We start from the raw sequence: 19260 nt of genomic DNA, 5'->3' as shown, positions 1-19260 counted from the left end.
ATGCTCCGTACCGACACCGGATCCCCGCTCGTCCTCGACGAGCAGACCGAGGCGTTCCTGGCCCGGGTCGACGCCGACCCCCGGACGCCGCTCAGTGCCGCCGTACAGGGCGCCGGCGGCCACGGCAAGTCGGCCGTCCTGTCCCGGCTGCGGCGCAGCTACCAGCAGGCCGGCATGGTGGTGCTCGACCACTGGCGGGAGCTGGCCGACCCGGCCGATCCCGGTCACGCGCTCCTGGTCGACGACGCCCACCTGCTCGACGCCGGCGCGCTCGGCGAACTGTGCCGGCTGGCCGAGTCCGGCCAGACCCGCCTGGTGGTCGCGTTCCGTCCCTGGCCCCGCCCGACCGGTCTGGTGGAGCTGGTGGAACTCCTGCACCGGGGCGGGCCGCCGGTCCTGCTCGGCCCCTTCTCCGAGCAGCGGACCGCCGCCTACCTCGGCCGGATCCACGGCGGCGCGGCGGCGCCGACCACCGCCCGGCTGGTGCACGAGCAGACCGGCGGCGTACCCCGGTTCGTCGAGTGGCTGGCCCGGGCGCTGCGTCCGGCCGCCCCCGGCCCGGACCGGGCGGAGGCCCGACCCGGCCGGCCGGCCGTCGACGGCGGCCGGTCCGGCGGTGGCCGGCCCCGGACCGGTGCCGACGGGCCGGAGCCGGCGCCCTCGCCGGGATCCCGCCCGACCGGGCCCGGGCTGGAGATTCCCCGGTCGGTGCTGCTGCAGTTCGTCCCCGAACTGGAGAGCCTCGACCTTGAGGTACGGCGCCTGCTGCTGGCCCTGGCGGCCGGCGCCGGTGTCCCCACCGACCTGCTCGGCGCCCTGCTCTCCCGGCAACCGGAGGAGTTGGACGCGCCGCTCGCCGCGGCCCGCGCCAGCGGGCTGCTCGGCCCGGACGACCGGCTGACCCCGATCGTCCGGCGCGCCATCGCCACGCTGAGCCCGGCGAGCCAGCGGGCCGTGGTGTGGCAGCACCTGGCGGAGCTGCAGCTGCAGCGGGGCGGCCGGGTGCTGCCACTGGTCCGCTCGATGATCGACAGTGGGATCGGCGGCAGTTGCCCGGCCGGGCTGGCGGAGGCCGCCGGTGACGAGGCGTTGGCCGAGGACCCGCCGCTCGCCGCCCGGCTCTTCGCCGTCGCCGAGGCGGCCGGCCGACCGACCGCGGCCCGCCGGGCGATGGCGGCGGCGCTCGCCGGCGACCTCGACTCCGCGCTGCGGCTGGCCGACCGGTTGATCGCCGACGCCGAGTCGCCGTACCGGGCGGAGGGGGCGGCGGTGGCCGCCACCGCGCTGGTGCACCGGGGGCATCCCGACCGTGCCGTCGAGCTCTACCGCTGGGCGGGCACCCCGGCCTCGATGGCCTTCGCCGCCATCGGCGCGGTCGGCACCGGTCAGGCCGGCCCGCTCGACCGGCTGCTCGACGACCCGCCGACCGACGGCCCACCGACCCTGCTCGCCAGCGCCGCACTGCTGATGGCCCGGGGGCTGCGGGAGACCCTCTCCGGCCCACCGACCGCCGCGCTCTCCACCCTCGTGCAGGCGTCCGCGCTGCTGGAGCCGGCCGGCCGCGCCGTGCTGTTGCCGGAGAGCCCGGCGGCCCTGGCCGCGCTGGTCGCGATCCACTCCGGCGAGCTGGACATCGGTGAGCGGACGTTGGACCGTGCGGTCGCCGCCGGTCTCGGCGCGACGCTGACCGCCCGCCGGCACCGGCTGCTGCAGACCTGGCTGCTGATGGTGCGCGGCCGGACCGCCGACGCCGGGCCCCGGCTGGCGGCGGCGACCGCCGGCGGCACCCCGCTGGAATCCCGTGACCTGCTCTTCGCCACCGCGCTCGAGCTCGGCATCGCCCGGCGCAACAGTGACCTGCCCGGCCTGCAGCGCGGCTGGGTGCGGGCCCGGGAGGCGGTGGTCCGGCATCCGGTGGACCTGTTCACCCTGCTGCCGCTCGGCGAGTTCGCCATCGCCGCGGCCCGACTCGGCGAACTGGACCGGTTGGCGCCGTACCTCGACGAGGCCCGTACCCTGCTGACCCGACTCGGCGACCCGCCGATGTGGACACTGCCACTGCACTGGAGCAGCCTGCACGCGGCGATCATGACCGACCGGCCGACGGTCGCCGACGCCCACGTCGCCGCCCTCACCGCGACCGCCGGCCACAGCCCGTACGCCGCCGTACTGGCCGCCGCCGGGCAGAGTTGGGTGGAGGTGCTGCGCGGCGAGGTCGACCCGGTACGGGTGGAGAACGCCGCCCGGGGCCTGCACGGGATCGGCCTGTGCTGGGACGGCGCCCGGCTGGCCGGGCAGGCCGCGATCCGTACCTCGGACCGCCGGGCGATGACCACGCTGCTCGACTGTGCCCGGATGCTGCAGGGCCGGCCGACCGGGGTGAAGGGAACTGCCCGGCCGGCCGCCACCGGTACCCCACCGGTCGCCGACCCGGTCACCGCACCGACGGAGGGACGACTCAGTGAACGGGAACGGGAGGTCGCCGAACTGGTGCTCGGTGGCCTGACCTACAAGCAGATCGGTGACCGCCTCTTCATCTCGGCGAAGACGGTGGAGCACCACGTGGCCCGGATGCGTCAGCGGCTGAACTGCGCGAACCGCAGCGAACTGCTGGCCCGGCTGCGCACCATCACCGAGGAACGGTCCGGCGGCCAGCCGACCGGTTCCGCCTGGTCAGGCCAGCGGGTGGCGCGATGATGGCGGCGCTGCGGCGGGGTCTCGGCGACCTCGGCCGGGTGGGCCGGCGACTGACCCGGACCGCACCGGTCGCCAGACCCGTTACCGACCCGGACGCCACGCCACCACCGACCGGCGGCAACCGGCCCGCACCACCGACCGGCGGCAACCGGCCCGCATCCCCAGCCGGTGGCGACTCGGCGGGTGACCCGGTCGGGACGGGTCGGCCGGACCGGACCGAGGGGACCGCGTCGCCGGTCACCGCCGAGCGACTCCGCCGGTTCACCGCCGCCGTACTCGTCGTGCTCGTCCTGCTCTGGGGATACGGGGCCTTCCTGGCCACCCGGGACGCGATGGACCTGCTCGCGCTCCGTACCCTCGCCGGACGACTCGGACAGCCGACCGAGACGCTCCTGCTCGACCTGCAGGCGGAGCGCCGGCTGACCGTGGTCGAACTGGCCGCGCCCGGCCGGCACCGGGACGCGCTGGCCGCACAACGGTCCCGCACCGACAACACGATCGGGAAACTGCGCCGGTTCGTCCAGGACGGCGACCTCCGGCTGCTGACCGCGGGCGCGGCCCGGGACCGGGCCGCCGAACTGGTCCGGCAACTGGAGACGGTCAGGCCACTGCGGGAGGACATCGACCGGGGCGGCGTCGACCGGGCCACCGTCGCGGCGTCGTACGCCGGCCTCATCGACGCCGGCTTCGCCGTGTACGGCGCACAGTGGACGAGTCGACACCTGGAGCTGACCGAACAGACCCGGCCGCTCGTGGCACTGGCGCGGTCGATCGAGCTGCTGGCCCGGGAGGACACCCTGGTCGCCGGCGCCCTCGCGGCGAACCTGCTGACCGCGACCGAACACGCCCAGTTCGCCGAGCTGGTCGTCGTCCAACGGTTCGCAAGGGGCGAGGCGGTGGCGGGGCTCTCCGCCACCGAACGGGCCAGCTACGAACGGATGACCACCGGACCGGTCCTCACCCGGCTCCGGGTCGTCGAGGAGCAGCTGCTGACCGGTGGCCGGGCCGGCACCACCCCGGAGGCGGGCACCGGGCGGCCGCCGGTCGGGGCCGCGGAGTGGCAGGCGGCGGTCGAACCCGCCCTGGCCGAACTACGCGGCCTGGTCAGCGCCGGCGTCCGGCACAGCGTCGAACAGGCCGCGCCCGGCGCCGCCGGTGTGGTGGTCCAGGTCGGCCTGGTCGGCGGCCTCGGTCTCGTCCTGGTGGTCGGTACCGTCGTCCTCGCCTTCCGGGCCGCCCGGCGGCTCGTCGACGACCTCGACCGGCTCGGCACCGAACACACGGCGCTGCGTACCTCCCGGGACGAACTGGCGTCCCGGGTGGCGGTGCAGGCGGAGCGGGCCGGCCGGCTCGCCGCCCAGGCCGCCCAGCTGTCGACCCAGCGCCGGCAGCTCGCCGCCCAACGGGAACAACTGGTGGCGCAGACCGTACGCCGGCAGGCGCAGACGGACCGCGCGACGGAACGGACCGCGCAGGTCGCGGCGCGGTTGGCGGCATACCAGCGGGCCCGGGAGGTCTTCGTCCGGCTGACCCGGGAGAACCAGACCCTGCTGCACCGGCAGATCGGCCTGCTCGACACGCTGGAGCGACGGGAGACCGACACCGAGGCGCTGGCCGAACTGTTCCGCCTCGACCACCTCGCCACCCGGATCCGCCGCAACGTCGAACAGCTGATCAGCTTCTCCGGCGGCACCCCCGGCCGACGCTGGCGGCGTCCGGTGCCCCTGATCGACGTCGTCCGCGGCGCGGTGGCCGAGGTCTCCGACTACGCCCGCGTCCTGGTGGCGCCGAACTGGTCCGGAGAGGTCGCCGGACGAGCCCTGCCCGACCTGATCCACCTGCTCGCCGAGGTGGTCGAGACGGCCCTCGCCAGCTCACCACCGACCACCACGGTCCGGATCGCCGGCGAACGCCGCGGCGGTGCGGAGGCGATCGTGGTCAGCGACGACGGCGTGGGCCGGGGACCCGCCGAACTCGCCACCCTCAACACACTGATCCGGGACACCCCGACGGACTCGCCGCTGCACGGCATGACCGGCCTGTACGTCGTCGGTCGGCTGGCCCGCCGGCACGGCATCACGGTCGAACTGGCCGCCGGTCCCCGGGGCGGCACGGCCACCACCGTGCTGATACCGGCTACCCTGCTGGTCCGGACCGCCGACCTCGATCCGACGGATCCGCCAGCCGACCCGGACCGTGCCAACGCCGGGTCCGACCGGCCGGATCCGCCGGAAGGGACCGGCGACACGGTGATCCCGGCCGACACCGGCGTCGGCCACCCCGGGGATCCGACCCGCCCAGGAGACGGGCCGGACGCCCTGCCGGTACGGGTCCGCCAGCCCCACCTGGGCCCCTCGGCGGGCGTGCCCACCGGGGCGACCGGCCCGCACCAGAACGGTGCGCCGGCCCGCCCCGCCGAACCCGATTGGTCGATGACGATCGAGCTGCCGGTTACCCTGCCGACGCCCATCGGCGACCAACCCACCAGCAGTGAGAGGACAACAGGTGACTCACGCCCTGGTCACGACGGATAACCTGGTCGAGATCCTCGACGAGTTCGTGGACCGTGTCTCGGCCGCCGAGCATGCCGTGGCACTCTCCCCCGACGGGCTGCTGCTCGCCGTCTCCCGGGGGGTCGACGGTGAACTGGCCGAACAGATGTCCAGCATCGTCGCCGGCCTGCAGGCCCTGGCGACGGCCGCCGCCCGGTACGCCGGCCCCGGCGGGGTACGTCAGGTGATCGTGCAGATGCACGAGGCCTTCCTTTTCGTCACCGCGACCCGGGGCGGCGCCATCCTCGCCGTCCGGTTCACCGGGGACACCGAGGTCGACGCGATGGCGTACGAGGTGGCGGTGGCGGCCGGTCAGGCCAACCTGCACCTGCCCACCTTTCCGGTGCCGGCCGATGACCTGACCGGGGGGTGACCCGCGGTGCGCACCGGTACCGACGGCCGCACCGACGACGCCTGGTACGACCAGGACGCCGGGCCGGTGGTACGGCCGTACGCGATGACGCGGGGACGTACCCAGCCGGTCCGGGGGGAGTTCGACCTCATCTCCCTGGTGGTGGCACGCGGTCCGGCACCGGAGGGGGCGGACCTCACCCCGGAGCAGACCGCCATCCTCGGCCACTGCCAGCGGCCGCTCTCGGTGGCCGAGATAGCCGCCGCGCTGGACCTTCCGGTGGGGACGGTCCGGGTGCTGCTCGGCGACCTGCTGGAGGTGGGGCTGATCGACACCCACGCGCCGCCGCTGCTGGACGCGCCCTCGGAGGAACTGCTGGAGGCGGTGCTCGCCGGGCTGCGGGCGCTGTGAGTCCCGGAACCGAGGGGTGCGGCCGGTCCGGTGCCGTCACCCGCGCAGTGGAGGGAAGGTAAGTGCAAGAGGTGGAACAACGTCCGTCACGTACCCTGCCGGTCGTCGTACTCGACCTGCTGTTGACCGGGGTGGCGGCCGTCCGGGGGCTGGCACGTCGCACGGTCCGGCTTCCGGCGGGCCGGCGCGGTGACCGGGCTCTCGCCGTCGTGATCGTCGCCGCCGCACTGGCCGTGGTCACCGGCACCGGATTCGTCGTCGCCGCCCTGTTGCGGGCACCGGACCAGCTCGCCCCGCTGGGGGTGGCCGCCCCACCGAGCCCCACTCCGGAGGCCGGGGGCGACGACGGGCGGACTCCGGGCGAGGCGAGCGGCACTCCGCCGGCCTCCTCACCGCTGCCCCCGCCGCCGAGCCGTGCCCCGAACCCGCCCGCCGACACCGACGCCGACCCCGGACCGCCCCCACCCCCGCCGGCCGCGCTGCTCGGCAGCTACACGACGGAGGACGTCACGCTGCTGCACTACACCGCCTCGGTGACGATCACGAACCCGGGCCGGAGTGCCGCCGGCGACTGGACGCTGGTGCTGACCCTGCCCCGGCAGACCCAGTCGATCGGCCTGGTCGACGGTGCGAAGGTGAGCCGGGACGGGGCGACCTGGACGTTCGTACCGGACCAGGAGACGCGTCGGGTCCCGGCCGGCGGTTCGGTGCGGGTGCGGTTCCGGGTGGACGGAGCGGTGCTCGACGCGGCGCCGACCGGCTGTGCGGTCAACGGCCGCCCCTGTGCGCAGCCGTCGAAGCCGGCCGACCGCTGAGCGTCGACTGCCGACCCCCCGGTTGTCCGACGTGACCCGGTCTGACGTGACCTGGTCTGACGTGACCCGGCCGGCCCGGTGGTAACCGGGCCGGCCGGACCGGTCAGAGCGGGTTGCAGAGGTTGACCCGTTCCAGCACCGCCGCCTGAGCCCGGACCGCGGCGGCCGACGAGGCCGGGTTGACCCGGACCGCCTCGGCGGCGGCGACCACCTCCGCGAAGGTGCCGTCGTCGGCATGTAGGTCACAGTCGGTGTCCACCGGGTCGTCCAGCTCGAACGGGCCGTGTGCGAAGTTCAACCAGACCGCGAGCAGGTCCCGGTCGAACCGCTGCTGCGCGGTCGGCAGCAGCCGCAGCGCGAGCACGTTCCGGGCCCGTTCGATCGTCGACGCGTCGGTCACCTCGCCGAAGACCGCGCTCATGTGCCCGGCGATGTCCAGGTAGCACTCCAGGATGTCGTCCGGCAGGTGCTCCGGCGGCAACGAGGTCACCAGGAACTCCAGGTACCAGATCGTCGGCAGTTTCTTCAGCAGCCCGTTGTCCTGGACGACCACGGTCACCGAGTCGGTGTCCGTACCGCCGTCGTCGTCGGTGGCCGCCAGCCCGACCTGGTAGACACACGCCCGGTCGTAGCTGACCCCGGTGGTGTCGGTGATGTCCCGGGGCTGCACGCTCGGACTCAACGGCGGGTCCGGATTCGGCGGGTTGACCAGCGACGTGGTCGTCCGGTCCGGGGTCGGGGCGCCGTCGCCGAAGTCCCAGGAGACGGTGAGGTCGTCGCTGCCGGGGTCGGTGACCCGGGCGGAGAGTGCCACCTCGTCGTCGGCATGGGTCACGATCGTGCTGCCCCCGGGGGTGTCGACGGCCCGCGACCGGTCGATCCCGGCGTCCGGGGCGACGTTGGTGATGGTCACCTCGGTGTCGCCGCAGGTGGTGGTGTCGTCGTCGCTGCCGCAGACGGTCACCGTGAAGGTGCCGTTGTCGCCGTACACGTGGCTGGTGTCGAAGGTCAGGGTGGCGTTCGGCGGATTGTTCTCGACCGGGCCGGTGAGCGGGCCGCTGGTCCCGTCGCCCCAGTCGATGGTCGCGGTGAGCGGATCCAGCCAGCCGGGGTCGCTGACCGTGCCGCTGGCGGTGACCGCCGCTCCCTCGGACCGGGGGCCGCCGACCGTCGCGGTCACCTGCGGCGGCGCGTTCGTGATGGTCACCGTGGCCTGGTCGGTGGCGGTGCCGCCGGGGCCGGTCACCCGCAGCCGTACGGTGACCACACCGTCCCGACCGACCAGGCCGAACGTCGGATTGGTGCCGCTGGCGTCGTCGAAGGCGCCGTCGCCGTCGAAGTCCCAGGCGTACGCGGTGGCGTTGGTGCCGCTGCCGGCGAGCGTCACCGGTGTCCCCTCGACGGTCTGGTAGGGACCGCCGGCGTCGGCGGTCGGCGGGTCCGGGATCGCCGGGTCGGCCGCGGCGAGCAGGTCGATCCGGGGTGTGGTGACGTTGCCGCCGCCGCTGGCGTACGTCACCGGCACCCCGGTGTCCCGCAGTGCGGTGAGGAGCTGTGCCGGCGTCTGCCCGGGCAGGGCCGCCGCGAGTACGGCGTACGCCCCGGTGACGTGCGGAGCCGCCATCGAGGTGCCGTCGAAGTTCGCCCAGGTGTTGTCCGGCACCGAGGAGTCGATGCCGACCCCGGGGGCGAACAGGTCGAGCAGCGTACCCCGGTTGCTGAACCCGGCCACCGCGTCGCCGTCGGTGGTCGCGCCGACGGTGACCGCGGTCGAGATGCAGGCCGGGGCGCCGACGGCGGCACCGTGCCCGTCGTTGCCGGCGGAGACCACGCTGGTGATGCCGAGCGCCAGCAGGTCGTCGATCGCCTCCTTGCGGGCGTCGTCGTCGCAGGCGGCGGCCTCCTCGCCGCCACCGAGGCTCATGTTCACCGCCGCGATGTCGTGCCCGCCGCTGATGTCCGCGATCCGCTCCAGGGCCTCGATCTGGTCGGAGACGTAGCTCAGCACGCACGGGACCGGGTTGTCACCGCAGTCGTCGGCGTTGTCGAACCGGGTGAAGACCTGGACGGCGATGATCTCGGCGCCCGGCGCCACCCCGTCGCCCGGCGCGCCGGGGACCCCGGCGGCGGCGCCGGCGGCGATTCCGGCCACGTGACTGCCGTGGTCGCAGAGATTCGTCGTACCGTCCACACAGGTCGCCGTTGTCGCGTCCGCCGCACCGGCACCGGTCTGGCTGGTGCCGCCGTTCGGGCAGAGCGTCTGCTCGCCGTCGCCGTCGCTGGAGTAGCAGGCCTCGTCGACCAGCCGGCCGGCGAAGAACGGGTGGTCGCGGTCGATGCCGGTGTCCAGGATCGCCACCGTCTGGCCGGTGCCGACGTGCCCGAAGTCGTGTACGTCGTCGGCGTTGATGACCTGCAGACTCGACGCCAGCGTCGGTGGTTGCGCCACGTCCGGTTGGATCCGCAGCACCTCCGGGGCGGCGGCCAGCCGTTGCAGGGCCGGGGTGCCGACCTCGAGCGCCAACAGTGGATAGCGGTGGAAACGGGTCAGGGTCCGGAACTCCGAGCGGGCGTTCCGCAGGCTGTTGAGCACCGTCGCCTGGTCGCTCTGCTGGCGTAGCCGGACGACGACCCGCTGCGGCCCCTCCGCCTCGGCCCGGGCGACGAGGCCGCGGATCTCACGGTCCCGCCGTGCCGGGTCGATCGCGGGACCGCTGCCCGCACCGGAGGCGGCCTGATCGCCGGGGGCGGCCTGATCACCGGAGCCGGCCTGATCACCGAGGCCGGCCCGATCGCCGGGGGCGGTCAGCGTCGCCGCCCGAACCGGGGCCGGGACGAGGGTGAGTGTCGCCACCACGGTCGCGGCGGCGAGCAGGGCGCGGAACAGGCATCTCTTCTTCACCGTGCGCTCCTGGTCGGGGGAAGGGCATCGTGCCCCGGGGGACGGGGGTCAGGCCCAGCGGGTCAGTCGGTGGTGGAATCCGGTCTGTCCGGCTGGATGTGCACCACAAGCGGCGAGCCGATCAGGTGCCGGAGGGCCGGCTCGTCGACCGTGAGGGCGAGCTGGGGCAGGCGTTCGTACCGGGTCAGCACCTCGACCTGGTACGGCGCCAGTTCGGCGAGCAGCCGCCGCTGGACGTCGGCGATCCGGTCCCGCTGACGTCGTACGGCGGCGGGATCGGGCAACTCGGCTTCGGGTACGTGCGCGACGGCGACGGTGACCACCAGCCGTACCACGCCGCGGCCGGCTCGCAGGGCATCGAACAGTGCCCGGTCGGCGTGGGACGCCCGGGGCGAGGCGCCCGGGGTGGGTGGCGGGTCGGGTGGACCGGTCGGCGGTGTCACCACCGACGAGGTCGGCGGGGCGGAGGGGGCCGGGAGGACGGTCGGGGGGCCGGACGACTCGACGCAGGCCGCGGCGACCAGCACGAAGCCGATCGCCGCCATGGTGGATCCGACGGGTCGTACGGTCACGCCGCGCTCCCTCCCCCGGGACAGCGGGGAGAAGTTAGCGCGGCGAACGGGTTGCTTCCTATTCAAATGTCCTTGATCAGTCAGACCCGGTCAGCTCCGGACAGGATGTCCAGAGGTGTCAGGAAGGGGTCCTGCCCACCGCCGGCTGCCGCCAACTCGGTGGGCAGGACCCCTTCCACACAGGTCAGCGGTGGCGGACCTCGCCGGCCTTCTGCTGGGCCTGTCCCCGCAGGTCCTGGGCGGACGAGCGGGCCTGGTCGCGCATGCCGCCCGCCTCCTGACCGGCCTTCGACCGCACCGACTGCGCCGCCTGCTGCACCGGCTCCCGCAGGTTCTCCTGCGCCTGCCGGGCGACGCCGGTCGCCTGCTGCTTGATCTGGTCGATCTGGTCGGAGTGTTCGGAGATCTTGTTCCGCAGCTGGCCCGCCACCCGGCGCTCCGGCGAGGTGGGCGGCAGCAGGGCGGAGGCGAGTACGCCGAGCCCGAACGCGACCAGCCCGGCCGCGAGCGGGTGCCCCTCGGTCTGCTGCCGGGCGCTCTGCCCCATCTGGTGCATCCGGTCACCCGCCATCGAGGAGGCGGCCGACAGCCGGGCCTGGGAGGTCTCCCGGGCGTGCTGCACACCTTCCCGGGCATGCTGGGCGCCGCCCACCACACTGTCCCGGGTCTGCTGGGCGCCGCCCACGACGCTGTCCCGGGCGTGCTGGCCGGAGCCCGTCATCCGGTCCCGGGTGTGCTGGCCGGTGCCCATCACCCGGTCGCGGATGCGCTGCCAGGTGCCCTGGGCCCGGCCCTGGACCTGCTCCTTCTGCCGTCGCGCGACGCTTCGCGGGTTCATCCGGTCGGTCAGGGCGTTCACGTTGTCGCCGAGGTCGTCCTGGGTACGCTCGATCTCGGCCCGGATCTGACTCGGATCGGTGCTCATCGTTGTCCCCCCGATTGACGATGTGTCTGGCCACGGACGGCGGCCGGGGTCCGCCGCACGGACTCGGCCGTCTGCGGCAGGGTGCTCAGCTTTCTCGTCTGTTTCCGGGCGACCGAGAGCAGGACCACGGCGATCAGCGCCCAGGCCCCGGCCACGACCAGCGCCGCGAGGCCCTGGTCCATCACGTTCGCCAGCCCCCACCACGCGGCGTACGACAGGAACAGCAGCACCATCAGTCCGCCCAGGGCGGCGCCACCGAACATCCCGGCGACCGTGGCGGCGGTCCGCGCCTCCTGGCGCAGCTCCACCTTGGCCAGTTGGATTTCCTGCCGGACCAGGGTCGACGTGTCACGGGTGATCGAGGTGAGCAGTTCGCCGACCGAGGCCTGCGAGGTGTCCCGCTCCCGGAACGGGGTCCGTAACGGGTCCGGCTCCCGGTACGCGGTCTGGGTCGCCGTGTCCCGGTCCCGTCCGGCGCCCTGGCCGTCCGAGGAACTCATCGTGCCTCCCGGGCCCGGCCGTCACCGCTCGGCTGTTCGTGTCGCCGGCGTTCCATCTCGCCCAGCATCCGCTGTGACGGGTCGGAGAGCTGCCCGCGCATGCCGTCCGGGTGGCCGCCTGCCTGCTGCTCTCCACCCTGGCCGGACATGCCACCGCGGCTGCGGGTGAGCCGGCCGGCGAGGATCCCCGCGACCGCCGCCCCGGCGAGGAAGAGTCCGGGTCTGCGGCGGGCGTAGTCCCGTACGTCGTTCAGGACGGTGCCCGGTTCACGCTGGTCCAGCCACTGTGCCGCCTGCTGTACCCGGTCGGAGGCGTGGCGTACCAGGTCCGTCGCGACGCCCGGTTGGTCGGTCCGGTCGGACATCATCCGCAACTGCTCCCCCAGCTGACGCAGCCCGTCGGCGGCCCGCTGCTGCTGCGCCCCGGCCTGCTCCCTGAGTTGGGCGGACGCCTGACCCATCAGGTTCTGCGCCTGCCGGCTGGCCTCCCCGGCGACGTCCCTGCTCCGGTCAGCCGCGCTGTGTGCCAGCCCACCGCCCGCCTGGGAGATCCGCTGACCAGCCTCGGTCGCGCCCTGTCGGGCGGCCTGGGTCGTCGACCCGAGGCCGTCGCCGGTCGCGCCGGCACTCGCTCTCTGCGTCATGACAGGCCCCTCAGCTCTACCACCATGGTCGACGGAACCGCCGACGACGCTGGCTACCCGGGGCGTCGGCAGTTATGCCCACCGTGGCGGCGACCGGCCGGTGGGGAAGCCGCCGCCCGTCGGACAGGTCGTTTCCCGGCGCTCGCCGCCGGGCACCAACAGGACAGCGACGTCGCGCTTCGACGTCAGGACGACTGGAGGACACCATGGGCATGACGGACAAGATTCGGCACAAGGTGGAGGAAGTCGCCGGCCTGGCCAAGGAGAAGGTCGGGGACGCGACCGACAACGAGCGGCTCCAGGCGGAGGGCGCCACCGAGCAGACCGAGGCGAACGTCAAGCAGGCCGGCGACCACGTCGGTGACGCCGCCCGGGACGCCCGCGACGCGTTCGGCCGGCACTGATCCGGTCACGGATCGGCGGTCAACTCCGCCGGGGTGGGCGGCCCGACGTCGGGCCGCCCACCCCGTTGTCGTGAACGGACCGCCACCGGCCGATAGGCGCGGTTCGTCGTCCTACCGCGCGCTGGATTTCCCTCCACCGCCGAGTAAGGATAGCCTAACCGCGATATAGGCGAGCCTTACCTTAGTGCGGAACGAGGAACGACAGATGCGTCGATTCGCAACCGGCCGAGGGGCGGTCTCCCGACTCGCGGTGGGCCTGACCGGAATGGCCATGGCCGTCGGAGCGTCGGACAGGCCGAACCTGGACCTGATCGCCTCACTGCGTCCAGACCTGATCGTCTCGACGACCGTCCGGCACGACAGGCTGTACGACAAGCTCGCCGCGCTCGCCCCGACCGTCCTCGTCGTCGCCACCGGTCCGACCTGGAAGGAGAACGTCACGCTGCTCGGCCGGGCCCTCGGTGCGGAGATCCGGGCCGCCCAGGAACTCACCCGCTACGAGGCCCGGGCGAAGCAGCTCGGCGACGAGATCAACACCAGGGCCGCCAACCCGACGATCTCGGTGGTCCGGTTCGGCGACGGGAAGACCCACCTGATGACAGGGGCCTCGTTCGTCGGCGTCATCCTGGCCGACACCTTTCGGATCGACCCGGTCACGTAGCGCCGGACGTGCGTCGGGTCGCCGCGGTGCGGCCCCGTCGACGCTCATCCTGACCCTGGTGTCGACGATCGCGTCGACCCGACCGCCGGTGGACGGCTCCGTCGCGCCGGCGTACCCGACGCAGCGGTGACCCGGCCGGAGGAGGCCTGTCCGTGCGGCTCTACCTGACCGCGCTCAACCCGACCGACGCGGTGCTCGACGGCTTCCTGCCGGCCGCCGCCCGGCTCGGCCTTCCGGTGACGGTGTTGACCGACCAGCCGACGAACTGGCCGGACCTGCCCGGGGTCACGCTCACCGGCGCCGACGTACGGGACGTCCGGGCGATCGTGGACGTGGTGCAGTCGGCCGAACCGCCGACCGCGCTGCTGTCCAACAGCGACCACCTGCAGACGCCGACCGCGCTGGCCACCGACTATCTCGGGTTGCCCGGCAAGGACTGGCGGGCGACGCTGCGGTGCAAGGACAAGCGGCTCACCAGACGTACCCTGGCCGACGCCGGACTGGACACCGTGGCGGCGGTCGCGCTCGGCCCGGACGACGGCCCCGACCTGGCGCGGGCCCTGCCGTTCCCGGCGGTGGTCAAGCCCCGGGAGGGGGTGGCGAGCGAGGACGTCTACCTGGTCGCGGACCGGGCCGACCTGCGCCGCCGGGTCACCGAGATCCGGGACCGCCGGCCCCGGCTGCCGCTGCTGGTCGAGGAGTACCTGGCCGGCGACCTGCACACCCTGGAGACGTTCGGCGACGGACGCATCCTGACGGTGCTCGGTGGCTGGCGGACCGAGCTCGGCCCGCCGCCGACCTTCGTCGAGGCGGCGCTCGACTGGGTCCCGGAGCTGCCGCCGTCCGTCGCCGAGCAGGTGCTGGCCCAGCTCGCCGCGCTCGGTGTCGGATTCGGCGCCTGCCACACCGAGTTTGTCGTCGCCGACGGCCGGGCCCGGATCGTCGAGGTCAACTACCGGCTGATCGGCGACCGGATGGACCTGGTCCTTGCCGAACTGCTCGACGTCCCGCTCTTCGAGTACGTCATCCGGGTGCACGCCGGCGAGACCCTGTCGTCGCCGGCCGCGCCGGGACTCCCCCGACCCGACCCACTGCGGGTGGACCGGCACGCCCGGGTCGAGTACGTCTGCGCCGACCGGTCCGGCACCCTGGTCGCCGCACCGGACCGGCTGGACGTGGTCACCCCGGACGACGTCCGGCTCGGCATCCGACCACTGCGTCAGCTCGGGGTGAGCGCGCCGCTGAGCCGGACCAACCGCGACTACCTGGCGGTCCTGCACGCGATCGGACCGGACGCCGGGAGCGCCAGCCGCGCGTTACGCGACCTCCGGGCCGCCCACCGCTGGGAGATCACCGGATGACCGTCGGGCGGACGCCGGCCGGGGTGGACGACGCGGAACGGCTGCTCTTCCAGCGGGTGTTGGACGCCCTGCTCCGCGAGGACCACCTCGGACTGTGGCACAACGGCCGGACGGACGGCCCGGGCCAGTGGCTGACCCGTACCCCGGCCGTCCGGTTGCGGATCCCGGTCCGGCCCGACGGCTTCCAGCACCCGCTGCGTTGTGCCGGCCCGGAACTCACGGTGCTGGCGGAGACCGGTGCGCCGCGGCCGGTCCGGACCCTGGACGGGCTGCTCGACCTGCTGGCCCCGACCGACGATCCGGAGGCCGAGGCGGGCTGGGCGGACTTCCGGGCCGAGTGCCGGGCCGACCTCGCCGCGCGGCGGCTCGCCGCCCGGACCGCACCCCGGGTGTACGCAGAGCGGCGCGCCGCCCGGCGCACCGAACCGGACGGGATGGCGGGGGCGCTGTGGGACGACGCCCTGGCCGCCCGGACCGATCATCCGGTGTACCCGACCGGCCGCTGCCGGCACGGGCTCGACGAGCGGGACCTGCTCCGGTACGCCCCCGAGCACGCCCCCACCTTCGTGCTGCGCTGGACCCCGGTGCCGGTCAGCGAGTTGACGGTGACCGGACGGTTGCCGGCCTGGTGGCCCGCCGCACCGTCACCGGAGACCGGGCTGCTGCCGGTGCACCCGCTCACCGCCGCCCGGTACGACCTGCCGGTGGTCGACGACGTACCCGACGTACCGGTCCGGCCGACCCTGTCGATGCGGACCGTGGCCGTGGTCGACGACCCGGCGCTCCGGTTGAAGCTGCCGCTGCCGACCGCGACCCTCGGCGCCCGTAACCTGCGGACGATCTCGCCCGGCACCCTGGCCGACGGCGCCGCGCTGCACCGGCTGCTCGACCGGATCGCCGCCGCCGAGCCGGCGTTCGCCGACCGGATCCTGCACGCCGACGAGAGCTGTCACGGGCAGGCCGGGGCCGACGCCCGGCGGGCGTTCCTGCTCCGCCGCTTTCCGGGCGGGCTGGCCGGGTGCCGGGTGGTGCCGGTCTCCGCGCTGGCCGCCGCCGACCCGGACGGCGGTACGGTGGCGCAGCGGGTCGGCGGGCCGGATCCGCGCCCGCTGCTCGACGCGTACCTGGATCTGCTGCTCGACTGGCACGGCTACCTGTGGTTGCGGCACGGGATCGCCCTGGAGGCGCACCAGCAGAACATCCATTGTGTGCTCGACCCGGCCGACCGGGACGGCGCCAGCCTGCGGCTGCTCTACCAGGACAACGACGGGGCCCGGTTGGCGCCGCGTCCCGGGGTGGACCTGGCCGACACCCGGATGTGGATCACGGATCGGGGCGAGTTGGCCGACGTCTTCACCACGATCACCCTGCACCTGGCCGCCACCGCGCCGCTGCGCGACCTCGCCGGGCACGGGGTGCCGGTGCCGTCGCCGGGCGCCGCCCTGCGTCCCCGGCTGGTCAGGGTCCGGGACCGCTGGACCGCCGGCGTCGACACGCCGACCGGGCTCGACGGGTGGGACGTGGCGGCCGCTGCCCGGATGCTCACCGAACGGGTGCTGGACGCCAACCGGCTGCCGGTGAAGGCGATGGTCACCGCCGGCACCCTGCTGCCGAAGAGCCGCACCGGCTGCGCCGACGTCAACAAGTACTACCGGCGTACCGGCCCCAACTATCTGCGGCCGGACCGGTGACCGCCGCGGTGTCCCGGTCCGCCGCCGACCTCGCCAGCGCACACACGCTACTCGGCTGCGTCGCGCGGGAGGTCGCCGGGCCGGACCGGCAGGCGAGCCTCGCCGACGGGTACGCGCTGGTCCGGCTGGCCCGCACCGACGTACTGCTGCGCTGTGCGGTGGCCCGGGTGTCGATGGTCGGCGCCCACCGGTACGTCGGGCCGGTGCAACGGCTCGCCGGCGGCGGCTGGACCGACGTCGACGCCGTCGAGCTATCCGGTCTGGTCGGCGCCGAGCTGACCCGACGGACCGGCCGGGCCAACCCGGAGTTCGCCGGGCAGGTCAGCGCCAGCCGGGACGCGCTCGACCGGGTGCTGCGGCTGCGTCCGGCCGTCGATCCGGAGCCGACCGGCGATCCGGCCGTCGATTCCTACGTGGACTCCGAGCAGTCCCTGGTGTACGGGCACCCCCGGCATCCCACCCCGAAGTGGCGGACCGGGGACGTGGCGGCCTGGAACGCGTACGCCCCCGAACTGCGGACCAGCCTGCGGCTGCGCTGGCTGGCCGTACCTCGGTCACTGCTCGCCGAGGACGGACCGTTCGACACGCTGGTCGAGGTCCTCGACCCGCCGACCGCACCGGGCGGATACGCCGTCCTACCGGTACACCCGTGGCAGTTCGCCCTGGCCGGGCCGCTCGACCCGCGGCTGCGCGACCTCGGCCCCGGCGGTGTGGTGCTGCGGCCGACGGTGAGTGTCCGGACCCTGTACGCGCCGACCGCCGACCTGTTCGTCAAGACCAGCCTGCACGTGCGGATCACCAACTGTCTGCGGAAGAACGCCCGCTACGAGTTGACCGGGGCGGTGGCGTTGACCCGGCTGCTCGCCCGGCTGCCGATGCCGGCCGGGGTTGCGCTGCTGCCCGAGCCGGCATACCGGACGCTGGACGTGCCGGGGCTGGACGAGACGTACGGGGTGATCCTGCGTGGTGGGCTCGGTCCGCACCTGGCTGGTGGCGGTACGCCGGCGGTCGCCGCCGCGCTGGCCGCCGGGCCGCTCGACGTACCCGATCCGGTCGGCTGGTGGGGTCGGTACGTCCGGCTGCTGGTCCCGGCCGTGCTGGAACTGTGGGGTCGGCACGGGGTGGTGCACGAGGCGCACCTGCAGAACGTGGTGGTGGTCCTCGACCGCCACCGGTGGCCGGTCCGGATGCTGCTGCGCGACCTGGAGGGGGTCAAGCTCGACGTCGACCGCCGGGCCGACTGGCTGACCGGGCTGCCGGCGTCCGTGGGCTACCGGCCGGAGCGGGCGTTCCAGCGGGTCGCCTACTGCCTCTTCGTCAACCATCTGGTCGAGCTGGCCGGTGCGCTCGCCGACGCCCACCCCGGGGTCGAGCCGGCGCTCTGGGCGGTGGTCCGCGAGGTGGTCGCCGAGACGTCGGCCGGGCTCGGCGACCCGGCCCCGTTGCGGGCGCTGCTCGCCGGCGAGCCACTGCCGGCGAAGGCAAACCTGCTGCTGCGCTGGCGTCGGGCCGCCGACCGGGAGGCCGACTACCTGCCGTTCCCCAACCCGATCGGAGGACGCTGGTGAACGGGACCGACCGGCCGGCGACCGGCGGCGGTGAGACCGGCCCCCGGCCGGTCTACCACTACGACCTCGCCGGGCTGGCCGCGCACGTCGGATGGGTCCGGGCCGCGTTGCCGGCCGGGGTGGAGCTGCTGTACGCGATGAAGGCGAACCCCGATCCGGAGGTGCTGCGTACCCTGGCGCCCTACCTGGCCGGGTTCGAGGTGGCCAGTGGCGGCGAGCTGCGGCACCTGGCCGAGGTGCTGCCGGGGTCCGTACCGGCGGCGTTCGGCGGGCCGGGCAAGACCGACGCCGAGCTGGCCGCCGCGCTCGCCACCGGGGTATGCCGGTTCCACGTCGAGTCCGTGACCGAGCTGCGCCGGCTCGCCCTGCTCGCCACCGCCCGGGGTGCCGTCGCCGACGTGCTGCTCCGGGTGAACCTGCCGTTCGCCGCCGACGGTGCGGTGCTGGTGATGGGGGGCCGGCCGGGGCCGTTCGGGATGTCGCCGGAGCAGGCGCGGGAGTGTCTCCGCCTCGGTCTGCCCGGGATCCGGGTCCGGGGGGTGCACGCCCACCTCGGCAGCGGGCTCGCCGCGCCGGCCGCCGCCGACCTGGCCCGGGCGGTCGTCGGCTGGGCGGTCGACGAACTCGACGCCGCCGAGGTCAACGTCGGGGGTGGGATGGCGGTCGACTACGCCGATCCGACGGCCCGCTTCGACTGGCCCGGCTACGGGGCCGCCCTCGGCGGGCTGCTCGCCGACTTTCCGGGCCGGGTGTTGCGGATCGAGCCGGGCCGGGCGTTGACCGTCTACTGCGGCTGGTACGTGACCGAGGTGCTGGACGTGAAACGGTCCGGTGACGAGTGGTTCGTGGTGGTCGCCGGCGGTACGCACCACCTGCGTACCCCGGCGGCGAAGCAGCACTCCCAGCCGTTCCGGGTACGGCCGGAGCAGCGGTGGTCGCGGCCGTACCCGCGTCCGGTGACCGGGGCCGGGCCGGTGACCGTGGTCGGGCAGCTCTGCACCCCGAAGGACGTACTGGCCCGGGTGCCGGACGCGGCCGCCCTGCCGGCTCCGGGCCGGATCGCGGTCGGCGACACGATCGTGTTCGGCATGGCCGGGGCGTACGCCTGGAACATCAGCCACCGCGACTTCCTGATGCACGACCCGCCGGAGTTCCGGTACGACCGGCCAACCCACTGACCGCCCGCCGGCTACCCTCGGACAAAA

The 19260-nt window shown here is 74.4% G+C and carries 16 protein-coding genes; 11 read left to right on the top strand and 5 right to left on the bottom strand.

What is annotated here, in order from left to right; translation table 11 throughout:
* From ABGB05_RS13305 to ABGB05_RS13285, 5 genes are all read left to right on the top strand, one after another.
* Entirely contained in the window at positions 1-2697 is a 2697-nt protein-coding gene (locus tag ABGB05_RS13305; protein ID WP_347653562.1) for a helix-turn-helix transcriptional regulator, read from the top strand.
* On the top strand, positions 2694-5231 hold the full coding sequence (locus tag ABGB05_RS13300) for a nitrate- and nitrite sensing domain-containing protein (protein WP_347653561.1): 2538 nt from the start codon (positions 2694-2696) through the stop codon (positions 5229-5231). Before ABGB05_RS13305 ends, ABGB05_RS13300 begins: the two co-directional genes overlap by 4 nt.
* Positions 5203-5622, top strand: a complete 420-nt coding sequence (locus tag ABGB05_RS13295) for a roadblock/LC7 domain-containing protein (protein WP_347653560.1) — start codon at positions 5203-5205, stop codon at positions 5620-5622. Before ABGB05_RS13300 ends, ABGB05_RS13295 begins: the two co-directional genes overlap by 29 nt.
* Positions 5623-5628: 6 nt before the next feature.
* Positions 5629-6012, top strand: a complete 384-nt coding sequence (locus tag ABGB05_RS13290) for a DUF742 domain-containing protein (RefSeq protein WP_347653559.1) — start codon at positions 5629-5631, stop codon at positions 6010-6012.
* Positions 6013-6083: 71 nt separating this feature from the next.
* Complete coding sequence (locus tag ABGB05_RS13285) at positions 6084-6827, top strand: cellulose binding domain-containing protein (RefSeq protein ID WP_347653558.1); 744 nt, start codon at positions 6084-6086, stop codon at positions 6825-6827.
* Positions 6828-6930: 103 nt separating this feature from the next.
* On the opposite strand, the gene ABGB05_RS13280 is transcribed toward ABGB05_RS13285, so the two are convergent.
* From ABGB05_RS13280 to ABGB05_RS13260, 5 genes are all read right to left on the bottom strand, one after another.
* On the bottom strand, positions 6931-9729 hold the full coding sequence (locus ABGB05_RS13280; RefSeq protein ID WP_347653557.1) for a S8 family serine peptidase: 2799 nt from the start codon (positions 9727-9729) through the stop codon (positions 6931-6933).
* A 62-nt stretch (positions 9730-9791) separates the two neighbouring features.
* Complete coding sequence (locus ABGB05_RS13275; protein ID WP_347653556.1) at positions 9792-10301, bottom strand: hypothetical protein; 510 nt, start codon at positions 10299-10301, stop codon at positions 9792-9794.
* 184 nt (positions 10302-10485) lie between these two features.
* Positions 10486-11226, bottom strand: coding sequence for a DUF3618 domain-containing protein (locus tag ABGB05_RS13270; RefSeq protein ID WP_347653555.1), 741 nt, complete (start codon positions 11224-11226; stop codon positions 10486-10488).
* Positions 11223-11726 (bottom strand): phage holin family protein, encoded by a 504-nt coding sequence (locus tag ABGB05_RS13265; protein ID WP_347653554.1) that lies wholly within the window; start codon positions 11724-11726, stop codon positions 11223-11225. Before ABGB05_RS13265 ends, ABGB05_RS13270 begins: the two co-directional genes overlap by 4 nt.
* Positions 11723-12370, bottom strand: a complete 648-nt coding sequence (locus ABGB05_RS13260) for a hypothetical protein (RefSeq protein WP_347653553.1) — start codon at positions 12368-12370, stop codon at positions 11723-11725. The genes ABGB05_RS13265 and ABGB05_RS13260 overlap by 4 nt, the downstream gene beginning before the upstream one ends.
* Positions 12371-12582: 212 nt before the next feature.
* Here ABGB05_RS13260 and ABGB05_RS13255 point away from each other — a divergent pair, with 212 nt between their 5' ends.
* The 6 genes from ABGB05_RS13255 (at position 12583) to ABGB05_RS13230 (ending at position 19233) form a co-directional block, all read left to right on the top strand.
* Entirely contained in the window at positions 12583-12774 is a 192-nt protein-coding gene (locus tag ABGB05_RS13255; protein WP_347653552.1) for a CsbD family protein, read from the top strand.
* A 205-nt stretch (positions 12775-12979) separates the two neighbouring features.
* Positions 12980-13435, top strand: a complete 456-nt coding sequence (locus tag ABGB05_RS13250) for an ABC transporter substrate-binding protein (RefSeq protein WP_347653551.1) — start codon at positions 12980-12982, stop codon at positions 13433-13435.
* 152 nt (positions 13436-13587) lie between these two features.
* Positions 13588-14796 (top strand): siderophore biosynthesis protein, encoded by a 1209-nt coding sequence (locus tag ABGB05_RS13245; RefSeq protein WP_347653550.1) that lies wholly within the window; start codon positions 13588-13590, stop codon positions 14794-14796.
* Positions 14793-16487, top strand: a complete 1695-nt coding sequence (locus ABGB05_RS13240; RefSeq protein WP_347653549.1) for an IucA/IucC family protein — start codon at positions 14793-14795, stop codon at positions 16485-16487. The genes ABGB05_RS13245 and ABGB05_RS13240 overlap by 4 nt, the downstream gene beginning before the upstream one ends.
* The gene (locus ABGB05_RS13235; protein WP_347653548.1) at positions 16484-18055 is read left to right on the top strand and encodes an IucA/IucC family protein; all 1572 of its coding nucleotides are present in this window, start codon (positions 16484-16486) and stop codon (positions 18053-18055) included. Before ABGB05_RS13240 ends, ABGB05_RS13235 begins: the two co-directional genes overlap by 4 nt.
* The gene (locus ABGB05_RS13230; protein ID WP_347653547.1) at positions 18052-19233 is read left to right on the top strand and encodes a type III PLP-dependent enzyme; all 1182 of its coding nucleotides are present in this window, start codon (positions 18052-18054) and stop codon (positions 19231-19233) included. The genes ABGB05_RS13235 and ABGB05_RS13230 overlap by 4 nt, the downstream gene beginning before the upstream one ends.
* The last annotated feature ends 27 nt before the right edge of the window (positions 19234-19260 follow it).

Source organism: Plantactinospora sp. B5E13, assembly GCF_039871775.1.
Classification (GTDB): Bacteria; Actinomycetota; Actinomycetes; order Mycobacteriales; family Micromonosporaceae; genus Plantactinospora.
Note: the sequence above shows the minus strand (reverse complement) of the source record. Positions and strands in the feature narration are given on the sequence as shown.